General features: G+C 70.6%; 12 protein-coding genes and 4 pseudogenes. 2 read left to right on the top strand and 14 right to left on the bottom strand.

Annotated features, from left to right (window positions below; all coding sequences use genetic code 11):
- Window positions 1–70: 70 nt before the first annotated feature.
- From UK82_RS38955 to UK82_RS20180, 11 genes and pseudogenes are all read right to left on the bottom strand, one after another.
- Window positions 71–433, bottom strand: a pseudogene (locus UK82_RS38955) (carboxyl transferase domain-containing protein); the annotation flags it as partial.
- 1 nt (window position 434) lies between these two features.
- Window positions 435–1,339: pseudogene (locus tag UK82_RS38950) on the bottom strand (acyl-CoA carboxylase subunit beta); the annotation flags it as partial.
- A 1-nt stretch (window position 1,340) separates the two neighbouring features.
- On the bottom strand, window positions 1,341–1,738 hold a 398-nt coding region (locus tag UK82_RS38945; protein WP_304438064.1), incomplete at its 3' end, for a carboxyl transferase domain-containing protein.
- A 105-nt stretch (window positions 1,739–1,843) separates the two neighbouring features.
- The gene (locus tag UK82_RS20210; protein ID WP_044886523.1) at window positions 1,844–2,998 is read right to left on the bottom strand and encodes an acyl-CoA dehydrogenase family protein; all 1,155 of its coding nucleotides are present in this window, start codon (window positions 2,996–2,998) and stop codon (window positions 1,844–1,846) included.
- A 69-nt stretch (window positions 2,999–3,067) separates the two neighbouring features.
- A pseudogene (locus tag UK82_RS20205) lies at window positions 3,068–4,447 on the bottom strand (3-hydroxyacyl-CoA dehydrogenase family protein); the annotation flags it as partial.
- A 53-nt stretch (window positions 4,448–4,500) separates the two neighbouring features.
- Entirely contained in the window at window positions 4,501–6,015 is a 1,515-nt protein-coding gene (locus tag UK82_RS20200; protein ID WP_055408732.1) for an aldehyde dehydrogenase, read from the bottom strand.
- Window positions 6,016–6,046: 31 nt separating this feature from the next.
- Entirely contained in the window at window positions 6,047–6,634 is a 588-nt protein-coding gene (locus UK82_RS20195; RefSeq protein ID WP_083507277.1) for a flavin reductase family protein, read from the bottom strand.
- Window positions 6,631–8,029 (bottom strand): annotated as a pseudogene (locus UK82_RS20190) (AMP-binding protein); the annotation flags it as partial. The gene UK82_RS20195 and the pseudogene UK82_RS20190, both read right to left, overlap by 4 nt.
- Before the next feature lies 1 nt (window position 8,030).
- Window positions 8,031–8,244, bottom strand: a 214-nt coding sequence (locus UK82_RS38940; protein WP_236706189.1) for an AMP-binding protein, incomplete at its 3' end; no start/stop codon positions are given.
- 52 nt (window positions 8,245–8,296) lie between these two features.
- The coding region (locus tag UK82_RS20185; protein WP_236706188.1) for a ketosteroid isomerase-related protein at window positions 8,297–8,790 on the bottom strand (494 nt) is incomplete at its 3' end.
- A gap of 34 nt (window positions 8,791–8,824) precedes the next feature.
- Window positions 8,825–9,328 carry a ketosteroid isomerase-related protein gene (locus UK82_RS20180; RefSeq protein WP_044886519.1) on the bottom strand — a complete coding sequence of 168 codons (504 nt, stop codon included), beginning with the start codon at window positions 9,326–9,328 and terminating at the stop codon, window positions 8,825–8,827.
- A gap of 399 nt (window positions 9,329–9,727) precedes the next feature.
- On the opposite strand from UK82_RS20180, the gene UK82_RS20175 reads away from it, so the two are divergent.
- The gene (locus tag UK82_RS20175; RefSeq protein ID WP_044886518.1) at window positions 9,728–10,945 is read left to right on the top strand and encodes an acyl-CoA dehydrogenase family protein; all 1,218 of its coding nucleotides are present in this window, start codon (window positions 9,728–9,730) and stop codon (window positions 10,943–10,945) included.
- A gap of 90 nt (window positions 10,946–11,035) precedes the next feature.
- Here UK82_RS20175 and UK82_RS20170 read toward each other — a convergent pair whose 3' ends face one another.
- The 3 genes from UK82_RS20170 to UK82_RS20160 form a co-directional block, all read right to left on the bottom strand.
- Window positions 11,036–12,244 carry a LuxR C-terminal-related transcriptional regulator gene (locus tag UK82_RS20170; RefSeq protein WP_055408725.1) on the bottom strand — a complete coding sequence of 403 codons (1,209 nt, stop codon included), beginning with the start codon at window positions 12,242–12,244 and terminating at the stop codon, window positions 11,036–11,038.
- Window positions 12,241–13,398 (bottom strand): LuxR C-terminal-related transcriptional regulator, encoded by a 1,158-nt coding sequence (locus UK82_RS38935; protein ID WP_236706187.1) that lies wholly within the window; start codon window positions 13,396–13,398, stop codon window positions 12,241–12,243. Before UK82_RS38935 ends, UK82_RS20170 begins: the two co-directional genes overlap by 4 nt.
- Window positions 13,399–13,625: 227 nt before the next feature.
- A complete protein-coding gene (locus tag UK82_RS20160) occupies window positions 13,626–14,816 on the bottom strand; it encodes a TetR/AcrR family transcriptional regulator (protein ID WP_044886515.1) in 1,191 nt (396 codons plus the stop codon).
- A gap of 155 nt (window positions 14,817–14,971) precedes the next feature.
- Between UK82_RS20160 and UK82_RS20155 the strand changes: the two genes are divergently transcribed.
- Window positions 14,972–16,006 carry a TIGR03617 family F420-dependent LLM class oxidoreductase gene (locus UK82_RS20155; protein WP_044886514.1) on the top strand — a complete coding sequence of 345 codons (1,035 nt, stop codon included), beginning with the start codon at window positions 14,972–14,974 and terminating at the stop codon, window positions 16,004–16,006.
- Window positions 16,007–16,082 lie beyond the last annotated feature (76 nt).

Raw genomic sequence — 16,082 nt, 5'->3', positions numbered from 1 at the left:
GCTCGGCTCTGTGCTGTCACCGGGCTCTGCGCTGTCACCGGGCTCTGGGCTGTCACCGGGCGCACGGGGCTCACATCCGGAAGACGCCGTAGCCACGGCGTCCCTCGATCGGGCCCGAGTGCGCGGCGGACAGGGCGATGCCGAGCACGGTGCGGGTGTCGCGCGGGTCGAGGACGCCGTCGTCGTAGAGCTTTCCGCTCAGGAAGAAGGCATGCGACTCCTCGCCGATCTGGCGTTCGATCTCCCCGCGGCGCTGGTCGTCGGCCGCGGTGTCGAACGGTCGGCCGGCGGCCTCGGCGGCGGCCCGGCCCACGATCGACAGCACCCCGGCGAGCTGGGCGGCGCCCATGACGGCGAGCTTGGCGCCCACCCAGGCGAACATCAGCCGTGGGTCGTAGGCGCGCCCCGACATGCCGTAGTTGCCCGCGCCGAANGACGCCGCCATGTTGACGGTCAGGTGCGGCACGGCGCTGTTCGTCACCGCGTTGATCATCTTGGCGCCGTCCTTGATGATGCCGCCCTGCTCGTAGGCCGCACCCACCATGAAGCCCGTGGTGTTCTGCAGGAAGATCAGCGGCGTGTCCACCTGGTTGGCGAGCTGGATGAACTCGGCGCCCTTCTTCGCCTCCGCGCTGAACAGCACGCCGTTGGCGTTGGCGAGGACCCCGACCGGAAAGCCGTGGATCGATGCCCAGCCGGTGACCAGGCTGGTGCCGTAGTCGGGCTTGTACTCACCGAACCGCGAGCCGTCGACGACCCGGGCGAGCACCTCGCGCGGGTCGAACGGCACCCGGATGTCCGCCGGCGCGATCCCCAGCAGCTCGTCGGCGTCGTACACGGGCGGGTCGGCGGGCAGGCTCGGCCCGGGTCCGCGCTTACGCCAGTTGATCTCGGACAGGATCCGCCGGCCGATTCGGATCGCGTCGGGCTCGTCGACCGCGAAGTAGTCCGCGACTCCGGAGACCCGCGCGTGCATCGCCGCGCCGCCGAGATCCTCGTCGTCGGACTCCTCGCCGGTCGCCATCTTGACCAGCGGTGGCCCGCCGAGGAACACCTTCGCCTGCCGGTCCACCAGCACCGCGTGGTCGCACATGCCCGGCACGTACGCCCCGCCCGCGGTGGAGTTGCCGAAGACCAGGGCGATGGTGGGGATGCCGTCGGCCGACAGGGCGGACAGGTCGTGGAAGATCTTCCCGGCCTGGACGAACAGGTCGGACTGGTTGGGCAGGTCGGCACCGCCGGACTCGACGAGGTTCACGACCGGCAGCCGGTTGCGCCTGGCGATGTCGAGGGCACGCAGCGTCTTGCGCAGCGAGTACGGGTTCATCGTGCCGCCGCGNACCGTCGGGTCGTGCCCGATGACGACGACCTCGACCCCGGACACCACCCCGATGCCGGTGACGACGCTCGCGCCGACAGCGAACTCCGTTCCCCAGGCCGCGAGCGGGGACAGTTCGAGGAACGCCGAGTCCCGGTCGAGCAGCAGCTCGACGCGTTCGCGCACCAGCAACCGGCCGCGTCGGCGGTGACGGTCGCGGTAGTGCTCGCCGCCGCCGGCCCGCGCGATCTCGAGCTGCTCTTCGAGCTGCGCGAGGTTCGCGAGCTGGGCGGCACGGTTCGTGCAATACAACTCGGAGGCGGTGTCCAGGCGGGACCGCAGGACGGTGCCCTCGGCCGCCCGCGCCCGCGCCGCCGGCCCGCCCGGCGCGGGCGCCCATCTCGTGGCGGAATACGTCATCGCTGTCTCCTCAGTGGGGCCGGAACTCCTCGTTGGGGCCGGAACTCCTCGTTGGGGCCGGAGCTCCTCGTTGGGGCCGGAACTCCTCGTTGGGGCCGGAGCTCCTCAATAGGACCGGGGAAGGCCGAGGGTGTGCTGCGCGACGTAGTTGAGGATCATCTCCCGGTTGACCGGGGCGATCCGCAGCGTGCGCACCATCCCCCACAGCGGCACCAGGCCGTACTCGACGGCCATCCCGTTGCCGCCGTGGGTCTGGATCGCCTGGTCCACCGCCGCGAGGGCGGCCTCCGCGGCGGCGTACTTCGCCATGTTCGACGGCTCCCCGGCGGGCAGTCCGTGGTCATGCGACCACGCGGCCTTCTGCGTCATCAGCGCGGCGAGCGACGTCTCGATCCTCGCCTTCGCCAGCGGGTGGGAGACGCCCTGATGGGCGCCGATCGGGACATCCCACACCTGCCGGTGACGCGCGTAGTCGGCGGCCTTTCCCAGCGCGTACCGGGCGATGCCGACGCAGATCGCGGCGCCGGTGATCCGTTCGGGGTTCAGGCCGTGGAACACCTGCCGGAAGCCGTCGCCCTCGACGCCGATCAGCGCGTCCGCCGGCACCCGGACGTCGTCGAAGAACAGCGTGAACTGCTGTTCGGGCATCTGTGCGGCGACCGGCAGCGGGTGGGCGACCAGGCCCGGCGTGTCGGTCGGCACGACGAACAGCGACAGCCGCGCCCGCCCGGTGGCCTCGTCCACGCCGGTCCGGGCGACGACGAGGACGGCCGCGGCCTCGTCGAAGCCGGAGATGTAGTACTTCTGCCCGGTCAGCACCCAGTCGTCGCCGTCGCGGACCGCCTTCGTCGCCAGCCGGTGGGTGTTCGACCCGGCGCCCGGCTCGGTGATCGCGAACACCACCTTGTGGCTGCCGTCGGCGAGGCCGGGCAGCCACCGCAGCTTCTGCTCTGCGCTGCCGAAACGGGAGATGACCTCGCCGGAGATCGCGGCGGAGACCACCAGGAGCAGCAGCGGGCAGCCCGCCGCGGCGGTCTCCTCGCAGACCGCCGCGAGCTCCACGATGCCGCCGCCACCGCCGCCGTAGGCCTCGGGGAGGTTCACCCCGAGGAAACCGGCCTGCGCGAGCGCCGCCCACACCTCGCTGGTCGGCCTGCGCGCGTGCGACCGCTCGGTGTAGTAGGCACCGCCGAACGGCTTCGCGATCGCGGCGACCGTCTCCCGCAGAGCCGCGAGCTCCGCGTCCTCACCGAAGTCCACAACGCTCACCGAAGTCCACAACGCCTCCCAGCGATTGATCGTCTGTCGAACCGGATCCGGGCCGCGCCGCTACGCATACAGCGAGCCGGTGACCGCCCGGCTCACCAGCGAGCCGGGCGGAGCGAAGCGGGCGCCGTAGCGGTCGGCCAGCTCGCGGGCCCGGGCCACGAAGCCCGCCGGGCCCCTGCCGTGCTCGTCGGCGTACTGGTTGATGTACTGGAACACCCCGCCCGTCCAGGGTGGGAAGCCGATGCCGAGCAACGAGCCCACGTTCGCGTCGGGCACCGACCCGACGACGCCCTCGTCCATCGCGTGAACGGCCTCGATCGACTCGGCGAACAGCAGCCGGTCGGCAAGGTCGGCGGGGTCGGCGGGCGAGCTGCCGCGGCCCGGCGTGCCGAACGCCGCCCGCAGGCCCGGCCACAGGCCGCCGCGCCGGCCGGTGTCGTCGTACTCGTAGAAGCCAGCGCCGCCGGACCGCCCCGGCCGGCCGAACTCGTCGATCATCCGGTCGACGACCGCGTCCGCGGGATGGCCCCGCCAGACATCACCGACGGCCTCCGCCGCCGCCTGCGCCTCCTGCCGGATCTTTCGCGGCAGGGTCAGCGTCAGCTCGTCGAGAAGCGCGAGCGGTCCGGCCGGGTAGCCGGCCCGCAACGCCGCCGCCTCGACAGCGGCCGGGTCGATGCCGTCCCCGACCGCCGCGATCGCCTCGTTGAGGAAGGCGATGATGACGCGGCTCGTGAAGAACCCGCGGCCGTCGTTCACGACGATCGGCGTCTTGCCGAGCTGCCGGACGACGTCGAACGCCTTCGCGAGCGTGGCGTCCGACGTGCTCCGGCCCCGGATGATCTCGACGAGTGGCATCCGGTCGACCGGAGAGAAGAAGTGGAGGCCGAGGAAGTCCTCGGACCGCCGGACCCCCTCGGCCAGCAGGGCGATGGGCAGCGTCGAGGTGTTCGAACCGAGCACCGCGGCCGGGTCGACGATCTCCTCGATCTCCCCGAAGACCTTGTGCTTCAGCTCGACGCTTTCGAAGACGGCCTCGACGACGACGTCCACCCCGGCGAAGTCGGCGGGGTCGGCGGTCGGGTGGATCCGGTCGAGCAACGCCGCCGACGCCCCCGGCGAGGTGCGGCCCCGGGCCAGCGCCTTCGCCTCCAGCCGCTCGGCGTGGGCCTTGCCCCGCCGCGCCGCGGCGAGGCTGATGTCCTTGAGCACCACCTCGATGCCGGCCTGCGCGGCCACGTAGGCGATGCCCGCGCCCATCATCCCGGCCCCGAGAACACCGAGCCTGGTGGCCTGGAACCGGTCGAACCCGGGCGGGCGGCTGCCGCCGGCCCGGACGTGTCGCAGGTCGAGGAACGACCGGATCTGGTTGCGCACGACCGGAACGGTCGTCGGATCGACGACGCCGGCGGTGCTGACGTGCTCCATCGTTGATCCGTCCCTGTCTGTCGAGGGTCAGCAGGTCTGCCGAGGGTCAGCAGGTCTACCGAGGGTCAGCGGGTCGGCGGCGTTCCCAGCACCAGGGCGAAGGCCGCCCGGTCCGCCAGCCCGCCGGACCGGGCGAGCGAGATGAACTTCTGCTCGGTGTAGGCGTCGAGCGCGTCGGGGCCGCCCTCGCGTCCCAGTCCGCTCTGCTTGAATCCGCCGAACGGGTAGGCCGGGTGGATGACGTGCCAGTCGTTGACGTACACCATGCCGGCGTCGAGCCGGCGGGCCACGGCCAGAGCGCGTTGCTCATCCCGGCCCCACACGCCGGCCGAAAGTCCGTAGTCGGTGTCGTTGGCGATGGCGACCGCCTCGTCGACGGAGTCGTACGTCAGCACGGTGAGAACCGGGCCGAAGACCTCTTCGCGGGCGATCCGGGCATCGTTCGTGACGTCGGTGACGACGGTGGGTTCGACCCAGTTCCCCGTCTCGAACCCCGGCCCCTGTGGGGCGCCACCGCCCAGGGCGATGGTGGCGCCGTCGGCGCGGGCCGACTCCAGGTAGCCCAGGATCCGGTCCCGCTGTCCGGCGCTGATCACCGGGCCGACGTCGGTCGCCGGATCCAGCGGATCACCGAGCTTGAGGGTCTTCGCCCGCTCCACCAGCCGGGAGACGACCTCGTCCTTCAGCACGCCCGGAACGAGCAGCCTGGTGCCCGCCTCGCAGGCCTGCCCGTTGTTGGCCAGGGCCGCGAACAGCGCCCCGTCGACGGCCAGCGGCAGGTCCGCGTCCTCGAGGATGATGTTCGGCCCCTTGCCACCCAGCTCCAGCGTCACCCGCTTCACCGTGTCGGCGGACGCGCACAGGATCGCCTTGCCGACCTCGGTCGAGCCGGTGAAGGCCACCTTGCGGACGTCGGGATGGCCGCTGAGGTGGGCGCCGACCGGATCGCCGTCACCCGTGACGACGTTGAGCACCCCCGGAGGCAGACCGGCCGCCTCGAACTCCCTGGCGAGTTCGAGGGCCAGCAGCGGCGCGTGCTCGTCGGGCTTGAGCACGACGGTGTTCCCGGCGGCGAGCGCCGGGGCGACCTTCCAGATGATCACGAGAAGGGGGATGTTCCAGGGCACGATCGCGGCCACCACGCCCAGCGGCTCCCGGCGCAGTACTCCCGCGGCCGGAATCGGACCGATCTCGGGTCCGGCCTTCTCGAACTCGTAGGACTTCGCGAGATCGGCGAGGTAATGGAGCTGACCGATCGACAGGCCGAGATGCAGGGCACCGGTGACGCGGATCGTCGCGCCGTTCTCCCGGCTCTGCAGGGCCGCAAGCTCGGGCAGGCGCTGCTCGAGACGACCGGCGACCGCGTGCAGCAACGCCGAGCGCTCCTGCGGCGCGGTGTGCCGCCACACGCCCGCCTCGTGCGCGGCCCTGGCCGCGTCGACCGCACGGTCGACGTGCTCGGCCCCGCCCTTCGCGACGGTCGCCACGAGTTCGTCCGTCGCGGGGCTTCTGATCTCGTACCGCTCGGTGGAATCGAGCCATTCCCCGCCGATGAATAACGGGTAATGCGGTGCGGACACGTTCTCCTCCTTCTCGAAAGGCGGTGGGATGTCAGTCCTGATGCCGGAGGTGGCGGTACTCGCTGCGGTAGTACAGCAGCGGAGCGCCGCCCTCGCCGGCTCGCAGGGATTCCACGTGGCAGGTAACGATGTGATGGTCGCCGCCGTCGTAGACCTCGGCGATGCGCACGCCGATGTGCGCGGCGGCGCGCTCCAGCGCGGGTGCGCCGTTCGACAGCGGCGTCCACGCGACGCCGGCGAACTTGTCCGCGCCGCTGCGCGCGAAGCCATTGCTGATCTCGTGCTGGTCGGCGCTGAGGATGTTGACGCACAACCGCCCGCAGCCCGCCAGCACCGGCCAGGACGTGGACGTCCGAGCGGGACAGAACAGGATCATCGGCGGATCGAGGGACAGGGCGGTGAACGACTGGCAGGTCAGGCCCACCGGTCGGTCCCCGGCCAGCGCCGTCACGATGACGACACCGGTGGCGAAATGCGACAGGACCTCGCGGAAGGTGGCCGCGTCGACGAGCGTCGCCGGCGGCTCGGGCCGCGGCCCCGGTCCGGCCCGGTCGGTCCGGTCGGCCCGGTCGGCCCGGTCGGCCCGGTCGGCCCGGTCGGCGGCGCGCTGCGCAGTCATCCGATCTCCCGGCTGCGTCCGGCCCAGTACGGCGCGCGAATCGCCTTCTTGTCGACCTTGCCCGCGGGGTTCACCGGGAGGCTGTCGCAGAACACGATCGACTTCGGCGCCGGCACGCTTCCCAGCTCGCGTTTGACGTACGCGATCAGATCGCCTTCCCGCACCGTCTCGGACGGCTTGGCGACCACGACCGCGAGCACGGCCTCGCCCCATTTCTCATGCGGTACGCCGACCACCGCGGCCTGGGCCACCGCCGGGTGGGTCAACAGCACGTCCTCGACCTGACGTGGGAAGACGTTGAATCCGCCGCTGACCACCATGTCCTTCTTGCGATCGACGATGTAGAGGAAACCGTCGGAGTCCAGGAAACCGATGTCGCCGGTGTGCACCCAGCCGTCCCGTAACGCCTCGGCGTTGCGGGTGGGGTCGACGTAGGTCAGCATCTGCCCGAGCTGCCGCGAGCAGATCTCTCCCGGTTCGCCGACCAGGAGCGGCCGGTCCCTCTCGTCCTGGATGGTGACCTTCACGTACGGGATCGGTCGCCCGGCCGACGCCAGCCGTCGGACACCCTGCTCGGTGTCCACCCGGTGGTCCTCCTTGCGCAGACACGACACGTAGCCCGGCTCGGTCCCGGCGTAGGTCTGGACGAAGATCGGACCAAAGGCGTCGAGTGCCTCACGGAGGCGTTCCGGGGCGATCGGGGAGCCCGCATAGACCATCGTGTTCAGCGAGGAGAGGTCGAACGACGTCCGGCCGGGATGGTCGAGCAGGAGGTAGACGATCGTGGGGACCACGGCCGTGGCGGTCACCCGCTCCTTCTCGATCGTCCTGAGGAGAACGTCGACGTCGAGGCCCGGCAGCATCACGTTCACCCCGCCACGCAGGAACGTCGGCATCACGAAGATCTGCGTGAAGTGGGTGAGGGGAGCCCCGTGCGCGAAGATCTCACCCGGCCGGATGTCGGCGATCTCGAGTCCCGCCGTGATGCTGTAGTGCGCCCAGGTGAAGTGGGAATTGACCACCCCTTTCGGCTCGCCCGTGCTCCCGGAGGTGAACAGCACGTACGCGTCGTCGTCCTCGGCCAGGGACACCGACGGCGGCGAATCCGGTTGCGAGTCGAAGAACGTCCGGTAGTCGAGAACGTCCAGGGCGTCGAGGACCGTCGTCGGCCCCGCGGCGGCACTGACAGCGGCGGCGGCAGCGGCCCCGTGGCCGCCGGCCAGACGGATGACCCGCTTGACGGCGGGCAGACCGTTGAGCAGCTCGGCGACGACCGCGTCGAACTGGGCGTGATAGATGAGGGTGGTGGCGCCGGCCTGCCCCAGGATGGTGCGATGGCCACCGACCGCGGACCGCGTCGGCATCTGCACCAGCACCGCCCCGGCCTTCCAGATGNCGTGCTGGGTCGGTATGAACTCCAGGTTGTTGGGCAGCAGCAGGCCTACCCGGTCGCCCTTCTCCACCCCCAGCGCCCCGAGTCCGTTCGCCACTCGGTTGGCCCAGCTCTGCATCTGCCGGTAGGTGAGCCGACGATCATCGTCGATGATCGCCGTCGAGTCCGCGTAGTACAGACACACCCGATCGAACACCTCTGGCAGGGTGCCCCACATGACTGCTTGACCTCCAGATCGAACTGCCGTCCACCGACCGGTGCTTCACCCNAGAAGCGAGGCGGGGTCGAAGTCGGCGTCCCAGTAGTGCGGGGTGAGCACCGGCAGGCCGAGCTCCTGGAGTACCGGGGTGTCGTTCCAGTTGGTCAGCTCACGGTCGATCCGGCCGTCGGCATCGAACTGGTGCCAGGTCTGGCCGCGGGTGGACAGCGCCCGGCCGCCGGTCGGCACTCCCCGAAAGCCCGCGAGGTGTTCACCGGTCCAACGCCAGAGGATCGTGACGGCGGGCGCCCCGTTGCCCCCGGTGGTCTCGATGGCCTCAAGGACCTCGAAGCGATGGATCCCGACGCCGTTGCCGGCGTCGCCGTTCGCATACGGGGCGAGGCGTTCCCGCAGCTCGGCCTTGTCGGTGGCCGTGTCATAGACGTGGTCGACCGATCGGCGGTCGTCGTACAGCACCTCGTCCGCGTACAGGGCCACGGCGGCATCGGTGTCCGTGGTGAGTACCTGCGCCCAGCGCTGCGCGTGGTCGGTGGCCTTGCTCATCGACGTGTTCCCTTCGCTTCGGGTCTCGGGGGCCTCAGACCGCGGCGGACGCGGGGACCGGGGCGGACGCGGGGACCGGGGCGGACGCGGGGACCGGGGCGGCGACGCCACCGTGGATCGACACCGGCAGGCCCAGCGTGTGCAGCGGTGAGACGGCGTCCCAGTAGGTCGACTCACGCTTGATGCGGCCGTCGGCGTCGTAGATGTGGAAGGTCTGACCGGACGTGCTGAACGTCTTCCCGCCCGTGGGGACGCCGAGGAAGGCGGCCGAGCCCGCGGGCTCCCAGGTCCAGCGGATGATCCCGCTGCGGGCATCACCGATGTACTCGTCGATCCGGAACAGGTTGATCCCGATGCCGTTGTTCAGATCCTTGTTCGCGTACGGCGCGAAGACTCGGTGCAGATCCTCCTTGTCGGTGATCGACTGGTCCAGGATCAGATCCTCGAAGAGGAAGTCGTCGGCGTACAGGGCGCAGACCTTCTCCGCGCTTTCACGAAACGCCTTCAGCCATAACACGGCGAACCGGTAGGACGACATCTGCCACGCTCCTTTGCGCCGATGGGAAAAGACCGCCGATGGCCGGCGGACGGCCGGCGGGGATGGCCCAACGGTAGGGCCGGACGAGACCGGACGCGTCATCCCCCGGGGTTAAACACCTTGCCCCTTCGGGTGAGCCCCGAACGGCCGGGGCGCGCTCCGGCGATCGCCGGAGCGGGACAAGGACCGCGCGGAACTGGGCAAGGGCCCCGCAGAACGGGACAGGGACAGTGTGGGGCCGGCGTCCGGCGGGCCGCCGAACCCCGGCGACGTGTCACCCCATCGAAGGGCAGAAGCTCTCCCGAGGGGAGATTTCAACACGCGCATATCCGGTCTACGTTCGCCAGTACGCGGTGTTCGCCAGTACGCGGTCATCAACAACGAGGAGTGAGCTGCGGCATGGGAAAACACGATGTGGAGATAACGCCAGCCGAACGGGCCGAGGTGCTCGAGGCGGCCCGTGCGCTGGCGAAGGAGTTCGCGGTGGCCGGTCCGTCCGCCGACGCGGAGAACCGCTTTCCCACCGAACTCGTGCCGCTCTACAAGGACAGCGGCCTGCCCGGGATCGCGGTGCCCAAGAAGTACGGCGGCCTCGGCGCCGACATCGCCACCACCGCGCTCGTCTCCAGGGAGCTCGCGAAGGGCGACCCGGCGATCGCGCTGGCGTTCAACATGCACCAGACGATGATCGGTATCTTCCGCGGTCTGCTCGACGAGGCCACCAGGGAGCGCGTCTTCACCGAGGTCGTTCGGGAACGAAAGATCATCTGCGGACCGTTCAGTGAGGACCGGGCCGGTCTGAGCGGCCTCGCCGACACGAAGGCGATTCCCGACGGGAACGGCGGCTGGCGGATCCACGGCAAGAAGACATGGGCCACCCTCTGCCTGGGAGCCGACATCGTCGCCTTCAATGCGACGATCACGGACGAGAACGGGCAGCTACCCGAGGACTTCACCGAGCACGCGGCCCGGGAGGCCGTCTTCGTGCTGCCGATGGACAGCCCCGGGATCAGCATCGTCGAGACCTGGGACACCATGGGGATGCGGGCGACCGGCACCCACACGGTCGTCTTCGACGACGTGCCGGCACCCGCCGACTCCTACGGCGGGAACTTCCGCAACGGCCTGTTCGGCGAGTTCGAGTGGGCGTCGATGAGCTTCGCGGCCGTGTACCTGGGCCTGGCGGAGAAGGCCTACACCGAGACGCGGGAGATCCTGAAGAAGAAGAGCCTCGGCGCGACGATGGAGGGCAAGGACGTCGCACTGAAGGGGATCGGCTTCGTCCAGTACGGACTCGGCCGGATGCTGGTGGACGTGGAGACCGCGGCGCGGGCGTTGGAAACCACCGGCCGGATCCTCATCGAGGGCCGCGACGCCGAATGGGATCCGATCGCGCGCACGGGGTTCATCGACGTCACCAAGGTCACCGCGACGGAGACCGCGATCAGGGTGACGGACGCCGCCCTCCGGCTGGTTGGCGGGTCCTCCTTCCGGCGGGGACACGTGCTCGAACGCCTCTACCGTGACGCCCGCGGCGGCCCCTTCCATCCGCTCACCACCGACCAGGCCTACGACCTGCTCGGACGTGCCGAACTGGGGCTGCTCGGCGCACCGTGAGCAACGCCGGGTGCGGCCGGGGCGGCGAGCAGCGCCCGGCCGCCCCGGGACGGCCACGCTGACCGGCGACCTCCAGAGATATCGGCGACCTCAGACACCGTCGCCGTGCACGGCGATTCCCAGCGACCGCGCGATCGCCTGCGACCGGTTCGCCGCACCGAGCTTGCGCAGTATGTGTTTCACATGTGATTTCACGGTGTCCTCGGAGATGACCAGCGTCTCGGCGATGGCACCGTTCGTCGCTCCCGCCACCATCAGCTCGAGGACCTCCGACTCGCGCGCGGTGAGCTCCCCACCAGGATGCCCGGTGGCGAACGGATGGGGCGCAACGGGAGTCCGCGGCATGGCTCCGACGGCCGCGTGCGGCGAGAAGTCGATGCTCGCGTCGCAGAAGTCACTCACCGATTCGACCGCCGACGACAGGATCTCCCGAGCCTGGTCGCGCTGGGTTCGAAGGCGCTCGGCCAGAACGATCCGCTCGTACAGGTGGCTGAAACCCTCCGCGAAGGCCCAGAGGACGTCCCGGTCGAAGTCGTCCACGCGCCGCGAAGCCGGATGGTGGTCCGCGTGGAGGAATCCCACCACCGAGGTGCCGTGCATCAACGGGGCGACGACGTAGGAGTCCGAGCGACCCGAGTCCACGATGATCGACCGGTGTACGACGGCGTTCGCCGTGTCGTAGACGGCGACGGGCCGGCACTCGGTGAGCAGCCTCGTCTCGGGGGTGCGCCCCTCGAGCCGAATCGGCTGGTCGACCCAGCCCGTGAACCACGACTCGAACTCGTCGCCGTTGCTGAAGTACGCCATCCACGGCCGCCAGACGCCGTCGTCGACCCGGGACAGCACCGCCCGGCCGAATCCGCAGCGCCGGACCAGTTCCTCGCACGCGTGGTCCAGCAGATCCGTCGAGTGCGGCAGCACCCGCATGCGCGCAAGTCCCTCGGAGCAGGCGGCCAGTCGACGCGTGCGCCGGTCTCGTTCGTGCCGGCCGAGGTCGAAGGCGAGTTCGTGCAGGTCCAGCAGGAGCAGGCAGGTCCGCAGGCCGGTCTCGTCGGCGTGCCCGGCCATCGCGCGCAGCCGGTCGACGCAGAGCTGGGCAAGGTCCGAGACAACCTCGGTCCACGACGCCGAGGAGGTGAGGACGGTGCCGCGCAACGGTTCGATACCGAGAGCGTCACGGACCTCGCCGTGCAGGAAGGCCACCCGATCGCCGAGTTCGCGTTCGCGCCGCCGCCAGCCCCGGTCGCCGGCGGGTATCGGAAACATGCTGTGCCGGCGCTCGCCGGCCGGCACCGTCATAATGCTCGGTCCGCGGTGCGGGCGAGGTACAGATAGCGGGCGATCGCCTCGGCTCGGTTCGAGGCGCGCAGTTTGCGCAGGATGTGCTTCACGTGGGACTTCACCGTCGTCTCGGACACTGTGAGGGCGTTGGCGATCTGGGCGTTGGTCGCGCCCGCGGCCAGGAGGCGGAGCACCTCACGCTCCCGCGGAGTGAGACCGTCGGGGAGCGGGGGTGCCGCGGCGATCATGGCTGACGGCGAGGGCGAGGACCGCCCGGCCACCACCGCGCGGCGCTGCGTGATCGTGCGTGCCAGTTGGACCGGCGCGGTACCGAGCACCTCGCTCGTGGCGCGGACGGCCCTGAGCGCGTCCGCGATCCGATCGTGCTGCAGCCTCGAGCGTTCCAGCAGGACCGTTCGTTCGAGGATGAGTCCGAGACCGTCCGCGAACGTCTGGAGGTGATCCCGGTCGGCGTCGGTCAGGCGGCGACCCGAGGCGTAGGTGTCGGCATGCAGGAAACCGAGGACGCAGCCGCCCGCGACGATCGGCGCGGCGACGTACTCCCGCGTCCCGGAGATCTCGATCAGTGGCCGGAAGACGCGACCGTCCGACTGAGCCTGCCGGATCAACGCGGGCGCCCGCCGGCGGACCAGCTCGGTCTCGGGCATCGACGACGCCAGCGGTATTTCCGCGTCCGTGAGGAAACGGCGCAGGGCCTCGTTGGCGGGGCCGTCGACTTTCGTCTCGACGTGCAGCGCGACCGGCAGCCAGGTCGAACCACGCAGGCTGGAGATCATCGCCCGGTCGAAGCCGCCGGCCGCGCACAGCGCGGCGGGGGCGGCCCGGGTGATCCGCCCGGAGCTCGTCTCCCGGCGCAGCAGAGCGAGCTGGTCACGGATCCGGGTCAGCGCCTGGAACGGCCCTTCCACCGCCCACGCGCACAACTCCGACCGCACCGCGCCGAGCTCGGCGAACAGATCGCCGATCCGGTCGAAGCGGCCCGCGCCGAGGGCGGCACGCAGCTCGGCGTCGGCGGACTCGGCCGCGAGCCGATCGAGCCGGGCCACCAGAGCCGCCGCCGGACCATCGGCGCAGGCGGGCACCGATGCCCCCGCCACCGCGCGCAGCGCCGAGACCAGTTCCCGTTGTCGATCCCGAACCTCCACCTGCATCGACACGATCGAAGAGCCCGGCGCTATCAAGGCTGTGCACCCTCCCGCTCCGAGAGCTGCCGCCCGCGACCACCGCAGGCGCCACGGCGTCCCACCGGGCCGCCGACGCGAAGGCCGACAGAACCGTCGGCGTGTGTCACGGGATTTACTTGTCGGACCATAAGTGACCCAGTTCACTCCGTCAAGACCGGAGCGAACTTCGTCGCCCCGGTCGGGGCGGTCCGGCGTCAGCCGTGCAGGACAGCGGCTGCGACCAGCCGCACCTTGTCCACCAGGCCCGGCTGCCCACGCAGGTGCGGGGTGCGCGCGACGTCGTTGATGACGGTGAGAACCGCGTGGACCCGAAAGAGAACCGTGGTGCGGTCCAGCTCCGGATGTGTCGCCGCCAGCAGGCAGACCCACTCGGCGACGTAGTCGTGCTCGGCCCGCCGGATGCGGTGGCGGTACGGCTGCGGCACGTTCATCACCTCGGCGAGCAGGACGTTCACGAGGTCGGTGTGCGCCATCGCGAAGTCGATGTAGGCAGCCACCACGTTGTCCAGGCCGGCCGCCGGGGTCGTGGCCGCGGACAGGGCCCGGGACAGACCCAGCTGCAACGACTCGGTGGCGCGCGCGACGATCGCGCTCAGCAGGTCGCCCTTGGTGGCGAAGTGCCGGTAGACGCCGGTGCCGGTCATTCCGACCTCCGCGCCGACCTCCTCCATCGTCACCGACTGGTAGCCACGGTCCCCGAACAACCGGGCCGCGACGGCCAGCAGCGCCTCCCGGCGCGCCCGGGGCGGCAGTCCGGTCTCCCCGCGGCCCGCGACCGGCTCCTCGTGAACCCCGCAGCCATCGATCCGCGCCTCGCACACCCGCAGGGCCATGTCGCGCAGCAGCGTGGTCGTCACCTCCGGGGAGGCGGCGACCCGGTGGTAGGAGGCGCTGGTGAGCACGGCGAGCAGGCACCACGACAACAGCTGCGCGTCGTCGCGGCTCAGCTCGCCGCGGGCCTCCCGCAGCGCGGCGGTCAGGTTTCCCAGGAACGCGAAGAACCGTTCCAGCATCGGCGTGCGGTACTCGGCGTGCAGATGCCGGGTCTCCCGCGTCCACAGCACCCCGAGCTCGCGCCGGTGCGCGGCGGTCTCGGCCAGGTCCCCGACCACGGCGGCGAAGCCGCCGGGCAGCTGACGATCGATGACGATCGTGGCCCGCTCGAAACTGTCCGACAGCGCGCTGGCCAGGAGCTCCTCCTTGCTGCGGACATGGCGGTAGAGCGCACCGGGAGTGATGCCGACCGCCTTGGCGATGTCCTCGGTGCCGACGTTGTGATAACCGAAGCGATAGAACAGGTCGCTGGCCGCCGCCAGGATCTGCGCTCGACGGTCGCGCGGCCGTGGGGTCCGCGTGATCGGCGCCCGGCCGACCCGCGCGCTCACCAGGTACTTCCGCCGGTCACGGGCCTACCGCCTCCCATCGGGGAACAGTCGGATCTGTTGACCTCGCAAGGTTACCCCTGATTTACTTCGCCCGTTCCCCGGCCCGTCCCGACAGGTCGGGAACCACATCTGCCACGATCAGAAGGAGTCGGCACGTGCTGGTCGACGGCCATATCGGCGGATCCACCGACGGCACCCGCGGCGCGGACATCGCCGATCTCACGGCGCAGGTCGCGCACGCCGATCACATCGGCTACGACGGCGTGTGGAGCACCGAGATCAACCGGGACCCGTTCCTCCCCCTGCTGCTGGCCGCGGACCGTTCACCCCGGCTGCACATCGGGACGGCCATCGCCGTGGCGTTCGCCCGCAACCCGATGACGACCGCCACCGTCGCCAACGACCTGCAGACCTTCAGCGCCGGCCGCTTCGCTCTGGGCCTCGGTTCGCAGATCCGGCCGCACATCGAACGGCGTTTCGACATGCCCTGGTCCGCACCCGCCGAACGGATGCGGGAGTTCGTGCTGGCCCTCCGCGCAATCTGGCGGAGCTGGCACGACGACGAGCCACTCGATTTCCACGGTGAGATCTACCGGAACACCCTGATGACGCCGATGTTCAATCCTGGGCCCAACCCGTTCGGGCCACCGCCAGTGCTGATCGCCGCGGTCGGGCCGAAGATGACGTCGGTCGCGGCCGAGGTCGCCGACGGCATGCTGGTGCACTCCTTCACCAGCGAGCGCTACCTGCGGGAGGTCACGCTCCCCCAGCTCGCCTCCGTGCTCGACGCGAACGGAAAGACCCGCGAACGGTTCACGCTGTCCTACCCCGGCCTGGTGGCAACCGGGACCGATGACGAGGACGTCGAGAAGGCGGTGCGGGCGGTCCGTGAGCGCATCGCCTTCTACGGCGCGACGCCCGCCTACCGCGGCGTGCTCGAACTGCACGGCTGGGGTGATCTGCACACGGAGCTCCACCTGCTGTCCCGGCGCAAGGACTGGGCCGCCATGACCGCGCTCGTCGACGACACCGTGCTCCACACCTTCGCCACGGTGGGTGAACCGGCCTCGGTCGCCCGGGAGATCCGCCGCCGTTTCACCGGGCTGATCGACCGCTTCACCCTGTATCTGCCCTACGACCTGGCCGACGAGGTGCGCTACGACCTCGTGTCCCAGCTGCGAGCGAGCTGACCCGCCAGGTTCGCCCTGCCCGGCAGGGCAGGGCAGGGGGCCGGATCGACGCCGATCCGGCCCCCTCGCTCATGTC

Source organism: Frankia sp. ACN1ag, assembly GCF_001414035.1.
Classification (GTDB): Bacteria; Actinomycetota; Actinomycetes; order Frankiales; family Frankiaceae; genus Frankia; species Frankia torreyi.
The sequence above is the reverse complement of the archived record's forward strand: the minus strand, read 5'-3'. Positions and strand labels throughout refer to the sequence as shown.

Bases quoted from the DNA above. Each gene is read 5' to 3' on its own strand.
- UK82_RS20195 (WP_083507277.1), bottom strand. From the start codon at position 6,634: ATGACTGCGCAGCGCGCCGCCGACCGGGCCGACCGGGCCGACCGGGCC.
- UK82_RS20180 (WP_044886519.1), bottom strand. From the start codon at position 9,328: ATGTCGTCCTACCGGTTCGCCGTGTTATGGCTGAAGGCGTTTCGTGAA.
- UK82_RS20170 (WP_055408725.1), bottom strand. From the start codon at position 12,244: ATGACGGTGCCGGCCGGCGAGCGCCGGCACAGCATGTTTCCGATACCC.
- UK82_RS38935 (WP_236706187.1), bottom strand. From the start codon at position 13,398: ATGCAGGTGGAGGTTCGGGATCGACAACGGGAACTGGTCTCGGCGCTG.
- UK82_RS20175 (WP_044886518.1), top strand. From the start codon at position 9,728: ATGGGAAAACACGATGTGGAGATAACGCCAGCCGAACGGGCCGAGGTG.